The 16806-nt window shown below is 72.1% G+C and carries 14 protein-coding genes and 1 pseudogene; 7 read left to right on the forward strand and 8 right to left on the reverse strand.

The window, feature by feature from the left end:
* Positions 1 to 204 precede the first annotated feature (204 nt).
* From GWK61_RS32245 to GWK61_RS32255, 3 genes are all read right to left on the reverse strand, one after another.
* Positions 205 to 3087, reverse strand: a complete 2883-nt coding sequence (locus tag GWK61_RS32245) for an AAA family ATPase (protein WP_194915470.1) — start codon at positions 3085 to 3087, stop codon at positions 205 to 207.
* Between the two features lie 41 nt (positions 3088 to 3128).
* Complete coding sequence (locus GWK61_RS59940; RefSeq protein WP_194915471.1) at positions 3129 to 5936, reverse strand: helix-turn-helix transcriptional regulator; 2808 nt, start codon at positions 5934 to 5936, stop codon at positions 3129 to 3131.
* 136 nt (positions 5937 to 6072) lie between these two features.
* On the reverse strand, positions 6073 to 6723 hold the full coding sequence (locus GWK61_RS32255) for a hypothetical protein (RefSeq protein ID WP_194915472.1): 651 nt from the start codon (positions 6721 to 6723) through the stop codon (positions 6073 to 6075).
* A gap of 262 nt (positions 6724 to 6985) precedes the next feature.
* Between GWK61_RS32255 and GWK61_RS32260 the strand changes: the two genes are divergently transcribed.
* Positions 6986 to 8107, forward strand: a complete 1122-nt coding sequence (locus tag GWK61_RS32260; protein WP_194915473.1) for a TIGR03364 family FAD-dependent oxidoreductase — start codon at positions 6986 to 6988, stop codon at positions 8105 to 8107.
* A gap of 112 nt (positions 8108 to 8219) precedes the next feature.
* The gene (locus GWK61_RS32265) at positions 8220 to 9206 is read left to right on the forward strand and encodes an oxidoreductase (protein ID WP_194915474.1); all 987 of its coding nucleotides are present in this window, start codon (positions 8220 to 8222) and stop codon (positions 9204 to 9206) included.
* A 15-nt stretch (positions 9207 to 9221) separates the two neighbouring features.
* On the opposite strand, the pseudogene GWK61_RS32270 reads toward GWK61_RS32265, so the two are convergent.
* A pseudogene (locus GWK61_RS32270) lies at positions 9222 to 9593 on the reverse strand (nuclear transport factor 2 family protein); the annotation flags it as partial.
* A gap of 117 nt (positions 9594 to 9710) precedes the next feature.
* Between GWK61_RS32270 and GWK61_RS32275 the strand changes: the two are divergent.
* The gene (locus tag GWK61_RS32275; protein WP_194915476.1) at positions 9711 to 10601 is read left to right on the forward strand and encodes a LysR family transcriptional regulator; all 891 of its coding nucleotides are present in this window, start codon (positions 9711 to 9713) and stop codon (positions 10599 to 10601) included.
* Here the strand turns inward: GWK61_RS32275 and GWK61_RS32280 are convergent.
* A complete protein-coding gene (locus tag GWK61_RS32280) occupies positions 10585 to 11526 on the reverse strand; it encodes a LysR family transcriptional regulator (protein WP_194915477.1) in 942 nt (313 codons plus the stop codon). The two genes, GWK61_RS32275 and GWK61_RS32280, sit on opposite strands and share 17 nt — an antisense overlap.
* Before the next feature lie 70 nt (positions 11527 to 11596).
* Here GWK61_RS32280 and GWK61_RS32285 point away from each other — a divergent pair, with 70 nt between their 5' ends.
* On the forward strand, positions 11597 to 11914 hold the full coding sequence (locus tag GWK61_RS32285; protein WP_194915478.1) for a hypothetical protein: 318 nt from the start codon (positions 11597 to 11599) through the stop codon (positions 11912 to 11914).
* A gap of 6 nt (positions 11915 to 11920) precedes the next feature.
* Here GWK61_RS32285 and GWK61_RS32290 read toward each other — a convergent pair whose 3' ends face one another.
* The gene (locus GWK61_RS32290) at positions 11921 to 12463 is read right to left on the reverse strand and encodes a MarR family winged helix-turn-helix transcriptional regulator (protein ID WP_323747853.1); all 543 of its coding nucleotides are present in this window, start codon (positions 12461 to 12463) and stop codon (positions 11921 to 11923) included.
* A 64-nt stretch (positions 12464 to 12527) separates the two neighbouring features.
* On the opposite strand from GWK61_RS32290, the gene GWK61_RS32295 reads away from it, so the two are divergent.
* Together GWK61_RS32295 and GWK61_RS32300 are read left to right on the forward strand one after the other, a co-directional pair.
* Positions 12528 to 13421 (forward strand): SDR family oxidoreductase, encoded by an 894-nt coding sequence (locus GWK61_RS32295; RefSeq protein WP_228563293.1) that lies wholly within the window; start codon positions 12528 to 12530, stop codon positions 13419 to 13421.
* Complete coding sequence (locus GWK61_RS32300) at positions 13418 to 14059, forward strand: NADPH-dependent F420 reductase (RefSeq protein ID WP_194915480.1); 642 nt, start codon at positions 13418 to 13420, stop codon at positions 14057 to 14059. Before GWK61_RS32295 ends, GWK61_RS32300 begins: the two co-directional genes overlap by 4 nt.
* Here GWK61_RS32300 and GWK61_RS57135 read toward each other — a convergent pair.
* A complete protein-coding gene (locus tag GWK61_RS57135; protein WP_323747854.1) occupies positions 14029 to 15435 on the reverse strand; it encodes an MFS transporter in 1407 nt (468 codons plus the stop codon). The two genes, GWK61_RS32300 and GWK61_RS57135, sit on opposite strands and share 31 nt — an antisense overlap.
* Positions 15436 to 15502: 67 nt before the next feature.
* Here GWK61_RS57135 and GWK61_RS32315 point away from each other — a divergent pair, with 67 nt between their 5' ends.
* A complete protein-coding gene (locus GWK61_RS32315; RefSeq protein ID WP_194915481.1) occupies positions 15503 to 16108 on the forward strand; it encodes a TetR/AcrR family transcriptional regulator in 606 nt (201 codons plus the stop codon).
* Between the two features lie 25 nt (positions 16109 to 16133).
* On the opposite strand, the gene GWK61_RS32320 is transcribed toward GWK61_RS32315, so the two are convergent.
* A complete protein-coding gene (locus tag GWK61_RS32320; RefSeq protein WP_194915482.1) occupies positions 16134 to 16718 on the reverse strand; it encodes a TetR/AcrR family transcriptional regulator in 585 nt (194 codons plus the stop codon).
* Between the last annotated feature and the right edge of the window lie 88 nt (positions 16719 to 16806).

Here is a 16806-nt window from a genome sequence, read left to right on the forward strand (position 1 = left end):
CCCCCGCGCCGAACGCCGCCCCACTCACCGACTTCCCGCCGGTCGAACAAGCCGCCAACCCCAGCGGCAGCAACGGAACAGCGACCGCGACCGCGATCTTTCGCCTGATCGGCATGACATCTCCCCTAGCTGTCGAACCAACAGGACCGACGCTAGGGACTTCGATGTCTCATTTAACCCGTGGAACTACGCGTATCGGCGTCCCTACTGAGGGAACCGCCCCGCCAGCTCCGTCCGCGACCGCACCCCGAGCTTGCGGAACACCGAGGCCACGTGGCTCTCGACCGTCCGCACGCTCATCGACAGCCGCGCCGCGACCTCCCGGTTGGTGTACCCGCCGGCGACCAGGTCCGCGACACGCTGCTCGGAGGCCGTCAGCACCGAACCGGCCCCGGCCCGCTGCCCGCGCGCCAGTTCGGCCTCGGCGAGCTGCGCGAACGGCCGGTGTCCGTGCGATTCGAAGCAGTCCAGCGCGTCCTGCAACGCCTGCCGCGCCTCGGTCTTCGCCTTGCGCCGCCGCTGCACCTGCCCGAGCGCGAGCAGGCTCCGCCCGCGCTCGATCGGCATCGGCGACGCCTCGTGCGCCTCGACCGCGCGCGTCAGCAGCTCCGCCGCCTCGTCCAGCTCCCCCTGCGCCGCGGCGATCATTCCCCGCACCCGCAAAGCGATCCCGCTCAGCGTCGGACGCCCCAGCCGCTCCCCGATCTCGGCCAGCTCACCCGCCACCGCCTCGGCCTCGTCCAGCCGCCCGGCCGTGACCAGCGCCTGCCCCAGGTCGCCCTCGGGACGCCCGCGCGCCGCGGGCTCGTGCACGTACACCGCCCGCGCCTGCTCCAGCACCCCGTCGAGCAGCGTGATCGCCTGCCCGACGTCCCCGCGCAGCAGCGCGATCGTGGCCAGCGGCGTGTCCATGATCACCCGCACCAGCGGGATCGGCGGCAGCCGCTCCAGCGCGGCGAGCAGGGTCGCCTCGGCCCCGTCCAGGTCGCCGTCCATGATGGCCAGCAGCGCGCGCGACACGGTGAGCGAGGCCGGTTCGCCGATGCCCGGTCCGGCTTCCCGCGCCGCGTCCTCGAAGGCCGCCAGCGCCGCCCGCGCCGCGCCGGGCCGGCCGGCCTGCACCTCGGTGTAGGCGAGGTGCGCCTGCAGGACGAGCGTCGCAGAGGTCTCCCCCAAGTCCTGCGCCGCCTGCACCATCCTGGTCAGCACCGCCCGGGAGGTGTCGAGATCGTCCACGTACTTGACGCTGAGCCCGAACCGCACCTCGGCCCGCTCGATGAACGGGATCCAGCGCCGGTCGGCCTGCGCGGCCCCGGCGCGCTCGACCAGCGAGCGGTCCAGGCCGCGGCCGTCGAACATGTCGATCTCGACCAGCGCCAGCAACGCCGTGGACAGCGCGGTCGGGTCGGCCTCGGCGCCGAGCCGGTCGCAGATCTCGATCGCCTCGACCGCCGAGCGCCGGGCGTGCGGCGGGTCGCTGGCGACGTTGAAGTCGGCGGCGAAGGCCAGCGCGAGCGAGCGCAGCCAGGGGTCGTCGGCCGTCTCGGCCAGCGCCTCGTCCACCACCTTCTGGGCGGCCGCCGCACCTTGCGTGTAGAGCGACGTGTGGGTGAGCAACGCCATGGCGCGCCGGCGCACCGACGGTTCGGCGGACTCCGCGGCCCAGGCGGTCGCCGCCAATTCGCGGGCCTTCTCGATGTCGCCCCGCATGTAGTACAGCTCGGCGGTGTCGACCTGCCGCTGAGCCAGAGCACTGACAAGATCCGGCGGGGTGAACCGGATCGCCAGATCGGCGAGCTCGATCGCGCCCGACACCGCACCACGTCCGCGCGCCGCCTCGGCGCCGGCCGCGAGCCGATCCGCCGTCTCGGCGTCCGGCGGCTCGCCGGCGGCGAGCATGACGTGCCGGGCCCGCTGCTCCGGGTCCTCGACGAGTTCGGCGAGCCGCCGGTGCAGCCCGGCACGGGCCAACGGCAGCAGCGCGTCCAGCGCCGCAGCACCGAGCAGCGGGTGCGCCGGCCTCAGCCGCTGCGACTCCGAGACGGTGAGCACGCCGTCCGCCACGGCCCGCTCGACCGCACCGATCGGGTCGTCAGCCTGCTTCGACAGCGCACGGATCACCAGGGCCGGGCTCGGCTGGGGCAGCGCCGCGGTGACGACCAAAGCCTGCCGCGCGTCCGGCGGCAAGCTGCCGAGGCGCTCGCGCACCAGGTCGGTGAGCGCGGTCGGGATGGGCAGCTCGGCCCGGTCGCCGTCGCCACGCCGCAGCGCCGCGCCGAATTCCAGGATCCAGAACGGGTTCCCGCCGCTGTGCTCGACCAGACCGCGCAAGGTGGTCGGCGGCAGCCGCAGATCCAGCCGCTCGGCGAGCAGGTCGTCGGCGGCGGTGGCGTCGATCGCCGTGACCGTCACCGAACGGACGTCGTCGGCCGGCAGCAGCTCCGGCGCCGGAGGCGCGGCGGCCGCCAGGGTGCTGGCCGTGCGCTGGGTGGCGAGCAGACGCAGGCCTTCGTGGCCCAGGCGGGACAGCGCGTATTCGAACGCTGCGACGGTGGCGCCGTCGATCCACGGCAGGTCGTCGATCGCCAGCAGCAGCCGCCGGTCCCGGGACAGCTCCCGGATCGCGGCCGCGACCGCGTTCCCGATCTCGTTCGGACCGAGCTGGCTGCCGTCGGGCAGCCGCCGGACCATGGCGACCTCCAACGCGATCCGCTGCGCCGCCGGCAGCCGGTCCAGCACCTCGTCGAGCACCGGATCGAGCAGGTCGGTGAGGCCGGCGAAGGAGAGCCCGGTCTCGGTCTGGTCGCCGCGCGCGGACAGTACCCGCCATCCGGCTTCGCGCGCCAGCTCGACGCCGGCGGACCAGACGGTGGACTTGCCGATCCCGGCCTCGCCGGTCAGCACCAGGGCGCGAGGGCGTTCGGCCGGGTCGGCGATCAGCTCGCGCACGGCGGCCAGTTCGGTGGACCGCGAGATCACCAGCTGCGGCGCAGTGCCGGCGGGCTGCGGCATCTCGGGCTGGGATACCTCGGGCTGCGGTATCGCGGTCTGCGAGCTCTCGGGCTGGGCGATGCTTGGTTGGTTCATGATGTGCACTGTCATTTCTTGCGGTGGCTGCACTGGCGATGTCAGGTCCGGCCCGGAGCGAGCCGGCGGGCGAGCTCGGTGCGCGAGCGCACGCCGAGTTTGCGGTAGATCGAGCCGAGGTGGCCCTCGACCGTGCGCACGCTGGTCACCAGCTGCTCGGCGACCTCGCGGTTGCTCAGGCCCCCGGCGACCAGTTCGGCCACCGTGGTCTCGGTGGCGGTGAGGACGTCGCCGGTCCGCGAGCGCTGGACGCGGTCGAGCTCAGCTTGGGCCTGCGCGGCGAACGGCGCCGCGCCGGCGGTGGTGAACAGCTCGACGGCGGCCTGGAGCACCGGCTGCGCCTCGGATTTGGCCCGCCGCCGGCGGTAGGCGTCCCCGAGCGCCAGCAGGCTGCGGCCGAGTTCGAGGCGCAGCGGCGACTGCTCGTGCGCGGCCACCGCCAGCCGCAGCGCGGTGATCGCGCCGTCGAGGTCGTCGCGGGCGGCGAACACCGATCCGTCCAGGCGGTGGGCGATGCCGATGAGCGTCGGCCGCCGCATCCGCTCGCCGAGCTCGCGTTGTTCGGCGGCCAGTTCGGCGGCGGCGTCGAGGTTTCCGGTGGCGACCAGGGCCTGTCCGAGGTCGGGCTCCAGCCGCTGCCGCCGGCCCGGTTCGAGGATGTCGGCGCCCTGCGCCAGGTGGTAGGCGTGCAGCAGCCGCGTCTGGGCGTCCTCGGGATCGCCTTCGAGCAGCGCGGCCAGGCCGAGCACGTGCTCGTAGAAGATGTCGCCCTGCGGCTGGATCGTCCCCCGGCCGCTGGCGCGCTGCTCCGCGATCAGGGCCCGGGCTCCGTCGAAGTCGCCGGTGAGGACGCGCAGCATGCCGTCGGCGGCGGTGATCGTCAGCGGGGCGACGCCGCCGGGCGCGGCCAGCCGCAGGCCGTCGGCGACCGCGCGGCGGCCCGCGGTCAGGTCGCCGGCCCAGCTCTCGGTGACCGCCAGATGGCTGAACAGCGTCGGCAGCACGGCGTCGTCGCCTTCGGCCTGGGCCTGGGCGATCGCGGCGTTCAGCGCGTTGCGGGAGCCGTCCAGGTCGTCGACGGCCTTGCGCCAGAAGCCCAGCACCACCGAGAGCCGGGCCCAGCTGGCCTGGTTCGCCGCGCGTCCCTGTAACGAGGCGATGCGGACCACCACCTGCTCCGGGATCCCCCGCCCGGAGTCCAGGCTGACGCCGACCTCGTAGCGCAGGGCCGAGCAGAGCGCGACCGCGTCGGCGTCCGCGCCGACCCGGTCGAAGGACTCGAGCGCCAGCCGCACCAGCTCCGGGCGCGGGGTGTCCAGGCCGTCGCCGCAGTCCGCGGCGAGGGAGAGCGCGACGGCGCGCAGGTGCTCGTCGGTGGCCGGGCCGGTCAGGTGCGGACGCAGCACGGCCTGCGCGGCCTGGGGTCCCTCGGTCCAGTACGTCGCCTCGACCAGCAGCGCCAGGGCTTTGCGGGTGGTGTCGACGTCGGCGCCGTCGCTCACGTCGCGGGCGAACCGGACCGCGCGCGCCATGTCCCCCACGCGGTGCGTGAGCCGGGCGGCGGCCAGGCGGCGACGGCGCAGATCCTCCCAGTCCTCGGGCGCGGTGAAGCCGACGGCCAGTTCGGCGAGTTCGGCCGCCGAGGCGAGCGCGCCGCGGCCCTCGGCGACGGCGACCCCGGCGTCGACCGCCGCGGCCGTCTCGGAATCGGGGCCGGCCTCGACCGCCCGGACCAGATGCCGGGCCCGCTGCTCGGGATCGGTGACCGACGCGGCGAGCCGGCGGTACAGGCCCCGGCGCCGCTCGGGGGTGAGGCCGTCCAACGCGGCGGAACCGAGCAGCGGATGAGCGGGGCGCAGGTGGCTGCCCTCGGCGGTGACCACTCCGGAGGCGACGGCGTCGTCGATGGCCGCCTCGGGCCGCGCGACCTCCGTCTGCAGCACGCGCACGGCCAGCGCCGGCGTCGGCTGCGGCAGCGCCGCGACCACCAGCAGCGCCTCCACCACCTCGGCCGGCAGCTTCGCCAGCCGGCCGGCGACCAGGGACGACAGGGTCGGCGGGATCGGCAGGTAGCCGTCGATCTCGGGGGTCTGGGCCAGTGCGGCGCCGATCTCCAGCGCCCAGAAGGGGTTGCCGCCGGTCTGCTTGACCACGCCGGACAGCACCGCCACCGGCAGCTGCAACTGGTGCCGCTCCAGCAGCAGGTCCTTGATCGTCGTGCGATCGACCGGACCGAGCGCCAGCGTCTGGAAGGTTCCGGCCGGTAGAACGTCGTCGGCGGCCTTGTAGGAGGCGGGTTCCTCGATCGCCCCCGACGTCCGCCGCGAGGCCAGGATCCGCAGCCGTCCCTCGCCGATCCGGCGCAGCGCGAAGCGGAGCGCGTCCAGGGTCGCCAGGTCGAGCCAGGGCAGGTCGTCCACGACGATCAGCGCCGGTCCCAGCCGGCGCAGCACCGCGAGCAGCCCGGCGGCGATCTCGCGCGGCCCGACCGCTCCGGGCCGGGCCTCGGCCTCGGTCCGTCCGAGGGCGACGTTCAGCGCGAACCGCTGCGGCTCGGGCAGTCCGGCGAAGTCCTCCTCGGCCAGCGGCCGCAGCAGGTCCACCAGAGCGCCGAACGAGCGCTGGCCGCCGGCCAGGCTGCCGCGCGCGGTGAGCGTCGGGAGGTTGTTCTCATGTGCCAGGCCGACGCCTGCTTCGAGCAGCGTCGACTTTCCGATTCCGGGCTCTCCGGTGACGAGGACGGCGCGTGGGCCGGCGGCCGTGCTCGCAACGAGTTGCGCGATGGTGTGCAGCTCAGCGATGCGGCCATGGACCGTGGACGCCGTCCCGACGCCATTGCGACGTTCCACGCCTGGATTATGTCAGCGCGACGCGTCGGAATGCCCGGAAATAAAGATGTCGTCACGGCCGGGAGAAGCCCGCCCTTGTCAATGGGTGCGGGCCGACCGCGCCCGAAGCGGCCGGCCCGCGGGGAGGCGTCGCCAGCTATTGACTGTCGACGCAGGTCCAGGTGATGGTGCCGGAGATTTTCCCGGTCTCGCCGGCCAGATCCTTGAAGCTCAACGACCCTGAGCCATCGGGGTTAACCTGCACGGAACCGGAGCTCGCTGTGGTGTTGTTCACATCCACGGCGACATCTTGGAAGCCGGCATTGTCGACGCTGATGCTGTTGGTGCCCGCATATTTGGAGATGTCCGTGGTTCCCACCCCCGCGGGGAACGGCCAGACCATCAGCAGCTTGTGACCGTCCACCGGGTCGGTGGGAAGCGCCAGCGTGTGGTCGTCAGGGTTCTGGGGCTGGTAGGTCGGCCAGGTGGCGCAGGTCTGCTTCAGCCCGGCGGCGCCCTGGTCGAACTCCGGGATCGCCGCCGCGGTGCCGCTGACGGTCATCGCGCCGGTGATGTCGATCTTCTCGCAGAACGTGACGACGACCTGCTTCTGACACGGCCCGGCGGCGCTGCTGCTGCTGGCAGCAGCGCCGCCGAGGAGTCCCCCGCTGGTGGCCCCCGCCTGCTGGGACGTATGACCCGAAAGCGGCGGCAAGCCGACCCCCGTCGACTTGCCGCTCGAACCGCAGCCCGCCAACGTCGCCGCCATGACGACGACGCCCACCCCGGGCAGGATTGCCTTGCGCATCGGATTCCCCTCGCTTACGTCCCGCTTGACCGAGCACGACATTACGGAGGTCGGGTACGTACGCGTATCCGCGAAACCACGTGCATCAGCGATGGTTGTCTGTCGGCTGTCCCGTCGGTTGTCCCGTTTGTTGTCCCGTTTGTTGTCCCGTTTGGACAGCCGCCGTTAACGTGGCGTTCGGATGGCGTTCCAGCTTGTCGGCGCCGCCCCGCCTAGCTTGCCGATGCAGATGATCAGCGACGTGCCGAGGGACGGTAGCCATATGACGAACCCCGATCCGGGATCAGCGGACGTCCTTGTCATCGGGGCCGGCATCGTCGGGCTGGCGTGTGCCTACGAGGCCGTCGAGCGCGGGCTGTCGGTCGTCGTCGTCGAGCGCGACGCCCGGGCCACCGGCGCCTCCATCCGCAACTTCGGCCACGCGTGCGCGACGGCGCAGTCCGGGAAGGCGCTGGAGTACGGACGGATAGCCCGTACGACCTGGCTGCGCCTCGCCGAGGAGGCCAAGTTCTGGGCGCAGCGCACCGGGACGCTGATGGTCGCGCGCGCCGAGGACGAACTCGCCGTGCTGGAGGAGTTCGCCGGGCTGCGCGCCGACGAGGCCCGGATGCTGACCGCGGCCGAGGTCGCCGAGCACGCCTCGTTCGGTCCGGGGGTCGTGGGCGGCGCGTGGCTTCCGCAGGATCTGCGCGTGGATCCGCGCGAGAGCGTGCCGAGGATCGCCGAATACCTTGCCGGGCGCGGGGTCCGGTTCCTTTGGTCCACGACCGCGCACGACATCGAGCCCGGGAAGGTCGCGACCAGCCGGGGCGTGCTGCGCGCCGAGCAGGTCGTCGTGGCGACCGGCCACGACGTCGACCGCCACTTCCCCGGCCTGGCCGCCGAGCACGGGGTCCAGCGCTGCGCGCTGCGGATGCTGCGCGTCGACAACCCGACCGGCCGCGCCGTCGAACCGGCGGTGCAGACCGGTTTCTCGATGCTGCGCTACGGCGGCTTCGCCGAATGCCCCTCGCTGCCGGCGCTGCGCGACCGGCTCACCCGGGAGACGCCCGACCTGGTCGCGATCGGGCTGAACCTGATGTTCACCCAGCGCCCGGACGGGACGCTGACCATCGGCGACACGCACAGCTACGCCACGACGCTGCTTCCGTTCGAGGACGAGGAGCTCGACGCGGCCGTGCTGCGCGAGACGGCGAAGCTGCTCGGGGTGGAGCGGTTGACGGTGCGCGAGCGCTGGCGCGGTGTCTACGCCTCGGCGCCGGAACCGTTCCTGGCGGCCACGCCGGCCGAGGGCGTGCACGTCGCGGCGGTGACGGCCGGGGTCGGGATGACGACGGCGTTCGGGTTCGGTCGGGAGATCGTCGAACGGGTCACCGGCCGCTGAACGGGCCGCGACGGGTCCAGGCCCTGCCAGGCAGGGCTTGAGAGGCAGGGTCTGAGAGGCAGGGTCTGACAGGGCCTGGCTGACCACTCACGCGCTTTCTAGGCTGGGGATCATGACCAGTACGCAAAAGCCGATCGGCAGCGGATTCGGTGCTGCCAGCACGACCAGCGAGGTGTTGGCCGGTCTCGACCTGACCGGCCGGTTCGCCGTCGTCACCGGCGGCGGCTCGGGACTGGGCCTGGAGGACGTCAGGGCCCTGTCCGCGGCCGGCGCGACGGTGCTCGTCCCGGCCCGCCGCCCCGACGAGGCGCGCGCGGCCTTGGCCGGGGCCGGGCTAGAGGTCGGGGCCGGGGCCGGGCGCGTCGAGGTGGACCAGCTCGACCTGTCGGACCTGGACTCGGTGCGGGCGTTCGCGTCCCGCTTCCTGGACAGCGGCCGCGGCATCGACTACCTGATCAACTGCGCGGGCGTGATGGCGCCGCCGCTCACCCGCGTCGGCCCCGGCTGGGAGCTCCAGTTCGCGACCAACCACCTCGGCCACTTCGCCCTGACGAACCTGCTGTGGCCGGCGCTGGCCGCCGGCGACGGCGCGCGGGTCGCGGCGTTCTCCTCGCGCGGCCACAAATTCTCCGACATCCGCTGGGAGGACCCGCAGTTCGAGAAGGAGTACGACCGCTGGCAGGCCTACGGCCAGTCGAAGACCGCGAACGTCCTGTTCGCGCTGCACCTGGACCTGCTCGCCGAGGCCTCCGGCGTGCGGGCGTTCTCGCTCAACCCCGGCGGCATCCGCACGAACCTGCAGCGGCACGTCGTCCCCGAGGACCAGCTCACGCTCGGCTGGATCGACAGCGAGGGCAACTCGCTCATCACGTGGAAGTCGGTGGAGGCCGGCGCGGCGACGGCGGCGTGGGCCGTGACCTCGCCGGCGCTGGACGGCATGGGCGGCGTCTACCTGGAGGACTGCGAGGTCGCGCCGATCGTCGACCCGGAGGACCCGAATTCGATCCGCACCGGGCTGAATCCCTGGGGAGCCGACGCGAAGGCCGCGGCGCGCCTGTGGGATCTGTCGGCGGAGCTCACCGGGATCAACGCGTTCTGATTCGGTGGCACGCGGCTACGCGTGTCGGTGGTAGGCCTTGTTGGCGATCCGCCAGCCGCCATCTGCTTGCACCAGCAGGAAGATGTCGGTGAAGGTATCGGCGCCGTGGTGCAGCGTCATACTCGCCGAGGCCACAGTCCCGTGGACGCGGACGCTGTCGATACAGCGCGTCCGCGTCGCCTCGTCCTCGGCCGGCTGTCCGGTGAACAGGGAGCAGTACTGCTCCAGTGGCCACGACACGAAGGCCCCGCCTCGGATTCCATCGACGTGCGCGCTGGGGAGGAAGGCTTTGCGGAAGTGCGCCGGATCGCCTGTCGCGTGGCCGCGGATGTAGGCATGAAGCGGTTCGAGCACGGCGTCGTCTACAGCGGAGGCTGTTGCGGCGACGATGGCGGTTTGCGGTGTCTTCATATGCCGAGCGTGCTGCATCGCCTGATCTGCGACAAGCGCATATTTCGCAGACTCGCTATGCGTGATTCGCATATCGTGCGGCATGCTGGAGGGATGGCGCTGACTCCGTGGCGGACGTTCCTGGCAGTCTGCCGACTCGGCTCGCTCTCCGCGGCGGCGGCCGAGCTCGGCTACACGCAGTCGGGCGTGTCCCGGCAGATCGCCGGGCTGGAACACGAGGTCGGCGTGACGCTGGTGGAGCGGCATGTGCGCGGCGTCCGGCCGACGCCGGCCGGCGAGGTGTTCCGGCACCATGCCCAGGCGGTGCTGAACGAGGCCGATCGCGCCATCCGCGCCGCGCGCGAGGCCGGCGACGGCGCGCCGGGACGGCCGCTGCGGGTCGGCGCGACGCCGTCGCTGGCCGCGGGGATCGTGCCGGCCGCGATCCGGCGCCTGTTGGACAGTGCCGGGCCGCTGACCTGGAGCCTGCTGCCCGCGCTGACCCCGGAGCTGCACGACCGCGCGATCGCCGGCGAGCTCGACGTCGCCGTCGTCACCGACGCGCCGCCGGGGCTGCCGGACGACGCGCGCCTGGACCGGCGGCTGCTCGGGATCGACGAGATGGTCGTCGTGGTCCCGCCCGACCATCGGCTGGCCGCGCGCGACCGCGTGGACATCCGGGAGTTGGCCGACCAGACGTGGACCGAGGACAACGACGGCTCGGCCGAGCTGCTGCGACGGCACGCCGCGCGGGCCGGGGTCAGCGCCCGCATCGACCTCACCGCGGCCAGCCTGCTGGGCAAGACCGCCCTCGTCGCGACCGGACACGCGATAGCGCTGATACCCGGCGTGCTGGTGAGCGCGCTGCGGCCGGATGTCAGGGTGCTGGCTCTCGCCGACCCTCCGACGCGCGGGATCTACGCGCTGACGTCGCGGCGCGACCGGCATCCGTCCGCCACGCTGCTCCTCGATCAGCTCGCGGCGGCTTTCACCGCGCCGCTTTGAGGGCGGCGGTCACGAACGCGGCGACCGAGGGCCGCCGGTCCTGCTCGTTCCACGCCAACACGATGTGGCTCGGCGGTGCGTCGCGGACCGGGACGCAGACCACGCCGGACGGCAGGGATGCGACGAGCGAGCGCGGGAGGACTTCGACCACGCCGGTCGCGGCGATCATGTGGAGCATCTGGACTACGTCGGTGACTCCGCTTCCGGCGCTGGCGGTGCTCGCAGTCGTTCCGGTGCTGCCGTTTTTGCGGGTGCTGCCGGCAGTACCATCAGCGCCGCCAGTGCCGCCGACGCCCAGAAGGATCCCGGTGCTCCCGTCCTGCGGAACGCCTTTCCACAGCGGCCGCTTCTCGCCTTCGAGGTCGGCCATCCGCACCGACGCGCGCTTCGCCAGCCGATGCCCGGCCGCGATGATGACGACGCGGTCCTCGGTGTACAGCCGCTCGTGGGCCAGGCCTTTGAGCGGGTCGAAGGGCGCGTAGAGCAGGCCGACGTCGGCACGGCCGTCCAGAAGGAAGTCGGCCCGGTCGGCGGGGCCGCTGAACAGGATGTCCACGTGCCGGGCGTCGGGCTGTTCGGCGTAGGCGGCGAGGATGTCGGAGAGCAGGCCGCCGTCGCCGCCGGGTTTGAGGACGAGCCGCAGGTGCGTCTGCGCCCCGCCGGCACTCTGCGCGTGGCGGACCGCGGCGCTGACCGCGTTGAGCGCGTGCCGGCCGTGCTCCTGCAACGCCCTGCCGGACGGCGTCAGCTCGACGTGGCGGCTGGAGCGGACGAACAGCGGCACGCCGATCCGGTGCTCGATCCGCCGGATCGCCTTCGACAGCGCGGGCTGCGCGATCGAGAGCCGGACGGCGGCGCGCCCGAAGTGCAGCTCGTCGGCGACCGCCAGGAAGTACTCCAGCTCGCGGGTCTCCAGGTCACTCATGCCTCCAGGTTATCGCTGAAGATCGAACGGGTCTTGGACACCGGCGCCCCGCGCTGCCGAGAATCGGTGCATGATCTACCACACGATGATTGTTTCGTTCACCGACCCGCTGCCGGACACCGAGCTCGATCGATACCTCGCGGACATCGAACGTGTGCTGCGCGAGACCGGCGTCGTCGAGTCCTTCGCCGCCGCGCGCCACATCCCGGTGCCCGGGGAGGAGGAGATCCCGGCGCTGATCGCGACCGCGGTCGTGCAGATCGCCGTCGCCGACGCCGACGCGCTGGCGAAGGCGTTCGCCGCGCCGGGGATCGAGGAGGTCATCGGGCGCTGGCAGGCTCAGCATCCTTACAAGGTCGGGTGGGCGAACCACCCGGCTTTGGTGTGAGGGGGCCTACTTCCCGTTGTTCTGAACCGAATCCTCGGATCCAGACTGGTCAGCTCCGGCCTGGTCAGCTCCGGCCTGGTCGGCTCCGGACCGGTCGGCCAGATGGCCGAGGACCCGCTCGTTGACCGCGATCAGCGTCTCCAGCTCTTCCGGAGTGATGAGGTCGATGAAGTCCTCCCGGACATGCAGCACATGCCAGGGCGCCGCCTCCTCGATGGTGCGGCGCCCTGCCGGCTCCAAGCGCACCATGCAGCTGCGCGCGTCCGCCGGGTTCGGCTCGCGCGCGACCAGGCCCTGGGCCTGCATGCGGCGGACCTGGTGCGACAGCCGGCTCTTCTCCCACCGCAGCTGGTTGCCGAGTTCCTGCGACGACATGATCCCGTCGGGGTGCTGCGACAGCACCGCGAGCACCTCGTACTCGGCCAGGACCAGGCCGGAGTCGGCCATCATGTGCCGCTGGAGCCGCAGCATCAGCTCGTGGTGCACGTTGACGAAGGTCCGCCAGGCGCGGTCCTCGCGGGTGTCGAGCCACTTCGGTTCTGCCGTCACGCGGCCATCCTAGCTAAAGGTTGACCACTCAACCAAAGTCTGCCTATGGTTGATCGGTCAACCAATGCACGGGAAGGGAAGCGCCGTGATACTCATCACCGGGGCTACGGGCAGCATCGGCCGCGCGCTGACTGCGCGGCTGGGCGAGCGGTCTGGTGTGGTTTTCCGGACTGCCGCTCGCAACAGTGGGGCGAAACCGGGCGCGGACCACGTCACGATGGATTTCGCGGACCCGGCGTCCGTGGCCGCCGCGCTGCGGGACGTCGACGTCGTGTTCCTCAACAGCAGCCAGCACCCTGATATGGCCGCGCTTCAGGGCACCGTGGTGGAGGCCGCGCGGCAGGCCGGCGTGCGGCACGTCGTCAAGGTGTCGAGCGGCAACGCGTTTACGGGCCCTGAGAAACCCTCGTGGGTCGGGCGCGCGCATGCCGACGTCGAGGCCAGGATCGCCGACTCCGGCATGGGATGGACGTTCCTGCGGCCCCGCTACTTCATGCAGAACCTGCTGGGCCTCGCCGGTCCGATCGGCGCGGGCACACTCCCGGTCGCCCTCACGGACGCACGGGTCGTGCCGATCGACCTCCGGGACATCGCCGATGTCGCCGCGACGATCCTGACGTCGCCGGACGAGCACAACGCGCGGGTCTACGACCTGTCCGGTCCGGAGTCGCTGACGTTCGGCGACGTCGCGAAGCACCTGTCCGACGTCCTCGGCACGCCGGTCACCCACGTCACGCCGACGTTGCAAGCCCTCGTGGCCTCACTGGCGGAGGCCGGCGCGCCGGGCTGGCAGCAGCTTCACGTGGTCGAGGGCATGACCATCTTCGCGACCGACGACTCGGTGGCCGAGGTGAGCTCGGACGTCGAACGCGTCACGGGCCGCCCGGCGACCACGATCGAGCGTTTCATCACCGACCACAAGGCAGCGTTCGCTGCCGGGAACGGACACGCATCATGAGCACCGTCAGCATCATCGGCTTGGGCACCATGGCCCGCAGCATCGCGACCCGGGCGCTCGCCAGCGGGAACGCGGTCGAGTTGATCGGGCGCGACCCTGCCAAGACCGCCGCGCTGGCCGCCAGCCTCAGCGGCGACGTTGGTGGCGACGTCACCACCGGAACGCTCGGCCAGCCTCCGCTCGGCGAGATCGTCATCCTCGCGCTGCCCTACGACGGTTCGGTAAAGGTCGTCAGCGAGTACGGCGACTCGCTGAGCGGCAAGGTCATCGTCGACATCTGCAATCCCTTCAACAGGACCACGCTCACCGACCTCGTCACGCCGGACGGCAGCTCGGCGGCGCAGGAGATCGCTGCGGCCGCGCCGGGCGGAGCCCACGTCGTGAAGGCGTTCAACACCCTGTTCTCCACCTCGATCGACGTCGGCCAGGCTCACGGGCGCCCCGTCGACGTGTTCATCGCCGGTGACGACGCCGACGCGAAGAAGGCGGTGTCAGCGTTCATCGAGAGCCTCGGGCTGCGTCCCCTGGACACCGGCGAGCTGAAGACGGCGCGCTGGCTGGAGGGCCTGGGCCTGCTGGTGCTCGGCCAGGGCCGCCGGACGGGGAACTACTCCCTGGCCGTCGGCATCCTCGACTGAAGGCTCGTGCGGACGGCCAGGACCAGCGCGATCACCGTGGCCACAACGGCGGCGGCGAACGCGGCGCGGTACCCGGCCCCCGCCGCGATCGACCCGCCGAGCGGCCCCGCGACCAGGATCCCCAGATCCCAGAACGAGGTCATGGCCCCGACCGCCGCCCCGGCCGACGCCGACCGGGCCTGCTGAAGCGTCATCGCCGCGGTCGCCGGATAGATGAGCCCGAGCCCAGCCCCGGTAACCGCGGCGCCGACCAGCGTCACCACCAGGTCCGGCGCCGCGGCCAGCAGCACCAGACCCGCCGCCTGCACCACCAACGTGACCCGCGCGACGGCCGCGCCACCATGCCGGTCGACCAGCGGACTCCCGAACCCGCGCACCACCAGGAACGCACACGCGAAGACCGGAAGCGCCACAACCCTGCCGGCCGAGTGACCGAGCGAGAGCACGAGGAGCGCCGCGAGCGTGCCGTAGCCGTAGGCGGCCAGGCCGATGATGGATCCGGGAAGGGCGACGCCGGGCGGGATGAGCCGGTTTTGGGCGCGGGGCTTCGGGACGGTCGGCGGCGCAGTCGGCGCGAACCCTGGCGCGGTCGGCGCGGGCGCAGTCGGTGTCTTCGAGATTTGCGCCGGCACTATCGGCGCAGTCGCTGGCGGACTTGCCGCAGCCATTGCAGTGGCCACAGCTGGCATTAGCGCAATCGGCTCTGTCACCAGCCCTGTCGCCGGGCCGGTCGGCGCGGTCGATGCTGCTGGCTCCAGCTCCGGTGCTGACTCTGGGGCTGGGGCAGTTGCAGCGGTCGGTGCTGGTGCTGCTGTTGCTGGTTCTGGCTCTGTTGCTCTGGCTGTCGCTGTCGAGGCCAACACCACCGACACCAGCGGCAGCACCGCGACCGTCCACCACACCGCGTCGGCGTCCGCGGCCTCGCCGATGCCCGCGGCCAGCACCGGGCCGAGTGTCAGCCCGCCCCACATCGACAGCCCGAACCACCCCGCCACTCGGCCGCGCTGGTCCGGTGGTGCGTCGGCCAGTACCCAGGGCAGTGCGCCGGAGAAGAGGGCTGCCTCGCCCGCTCCCATCACCAGGCGGCAGAGTAAGAGTGCTGCGATGTTTGGGGCGAAGACCGTGCCGGCGCCGGCTGATGCGGCCAGGAGGCCGCCGGCGACGACCACGGTGCGCGAGTGGCCTGTGTCGCCCCAGCGGCCGGCGAAGGGGCGGCCGGCGGCGGTGGCGGCGAAGGCGGCGCCGACGACCAGGCCGGTCGCGGCTGGGCCGACGTGGAACTTGGAGGCTAGGAAGGGGGGTAGTTCCTGCAGGGTCGCGCCGAGGGCGAGGTAGCCGCACAGGACTGCCAGCCAGAGTCTTCGGGTTGGAGCCACGTGTCGACAGTACCGATCGGTATCGTGACAGTACAAGTCTGTATTGTGTGCGGAGGAGGTGCGAGCGATGGCCAAAGGTGTGCTGCCGAACCCGTCCGCGACCCGGGCGCGGATCCTGGAGACCGCGACGTCGCTGTTCTACGAACGCGGCGTGCACGCGGTCGGCGTCAACGAGATCGCGGCGGCCGCGGGCGCCTCGAAGCTGAGCCTGTACCGCTACTTCCCCTCCAAGGCGGAAATGGTCCGGGCGATGCTCAGCGAGCACAGCGACCGCATCCACGCTTGGCTCGACCGCAAGACGGCAGCCGCGACGGCGACGGCACCCGCGTCCAGCCCCGAGCACGTGCTGGCCGTGTTCGACGTGCTGACCGAGTGGTTCGCGCAGCCCGGCTACCACGGATGCGCGATCGTCAACGGCGTCACCGACACCCGCGCCGATCCCGAGGTGGCGGCGATCGCGCGCACGCATCTGCACCGGTATCGAGGGCTGCTTGAGGACCGGCTTTCGAACCTGAACGTCGAGGACCCCGCAGCGCTGGCCCGGCGACTCCTGCTGCTGATCGAGGGCGCGAGCGTCGTGGTCACCATCGAGGGGAACACCGACGCCGGCGCCGACGCGCGAGCCGCTGCGGCAACACTACTGGCAGCTGCAACGGCAACAGCAGCGGAGTAAAGGCGAGTTTCGCAGCGCCCTGAAACTACGTCCGGCGCAGGTCCCGCAGCCCGCGCTCCACGGTCTCGGGGCTGATGTCGCCGAGCAGCAGGTGGCCGAAGATGAAACCGGGCGTCAGCGCGAACAGCACGACGCCGACCGCCTCGACGTCGGCGTCCGACGCGAGGCGGCCCGCGGCCTGTTCGCGGCGGGCGATCTCGGTCCAGAAGTCGCGCATCCGCCGCAGGTTGGCGGTGACGACGGGGACCAGCGCCGGATTGTGGGTCGCCTCGGCCCAGACCTGCGGGGCCACCGAGCCGGGGCCGGCGGCCAGCTCCTGGAGCTCGACCACGAACCGGCGCGTCACGTCCTCCAGGGTCGGGGTCGGCTCCTCGACCAGGACCGCGTCGAAGAAGGGGACGATCATGCGGACGGCACGCTCGGCCATCGCGACGATGATCTCGTCCTTGCTGCGGAAGTAGCTGTAGACGGCTCCGGCGGACAGGCCGGCCTCGGCGAAGACGTCGTTCATCGACGTGGCGTGGAAGCCCTTGCGCGCGAAGCAGCGCTGCGCGGCGGACAGGATCTGCTCGCGGCGGGCGGCGGCGTGTTCTTCGGAGACCTTGGGCACACCGACAACCTAAAACGAACGCTCGTTCTTGACAACGCGGAGCCCTCGGACCACCATGGGACCCGTCGCTAAAACAAAACGAGCGTTC

It is taken from the genome of Catenulispora rubra, from assembly GCF_015356825.1.
GTDB classification, from domain to species: domain Bacteria; phylum Actinomycetota; class Actinomycetes; order Streptomycetales; family Catenulisporaceae; genus Catenulispora; species Catenulispora rubra.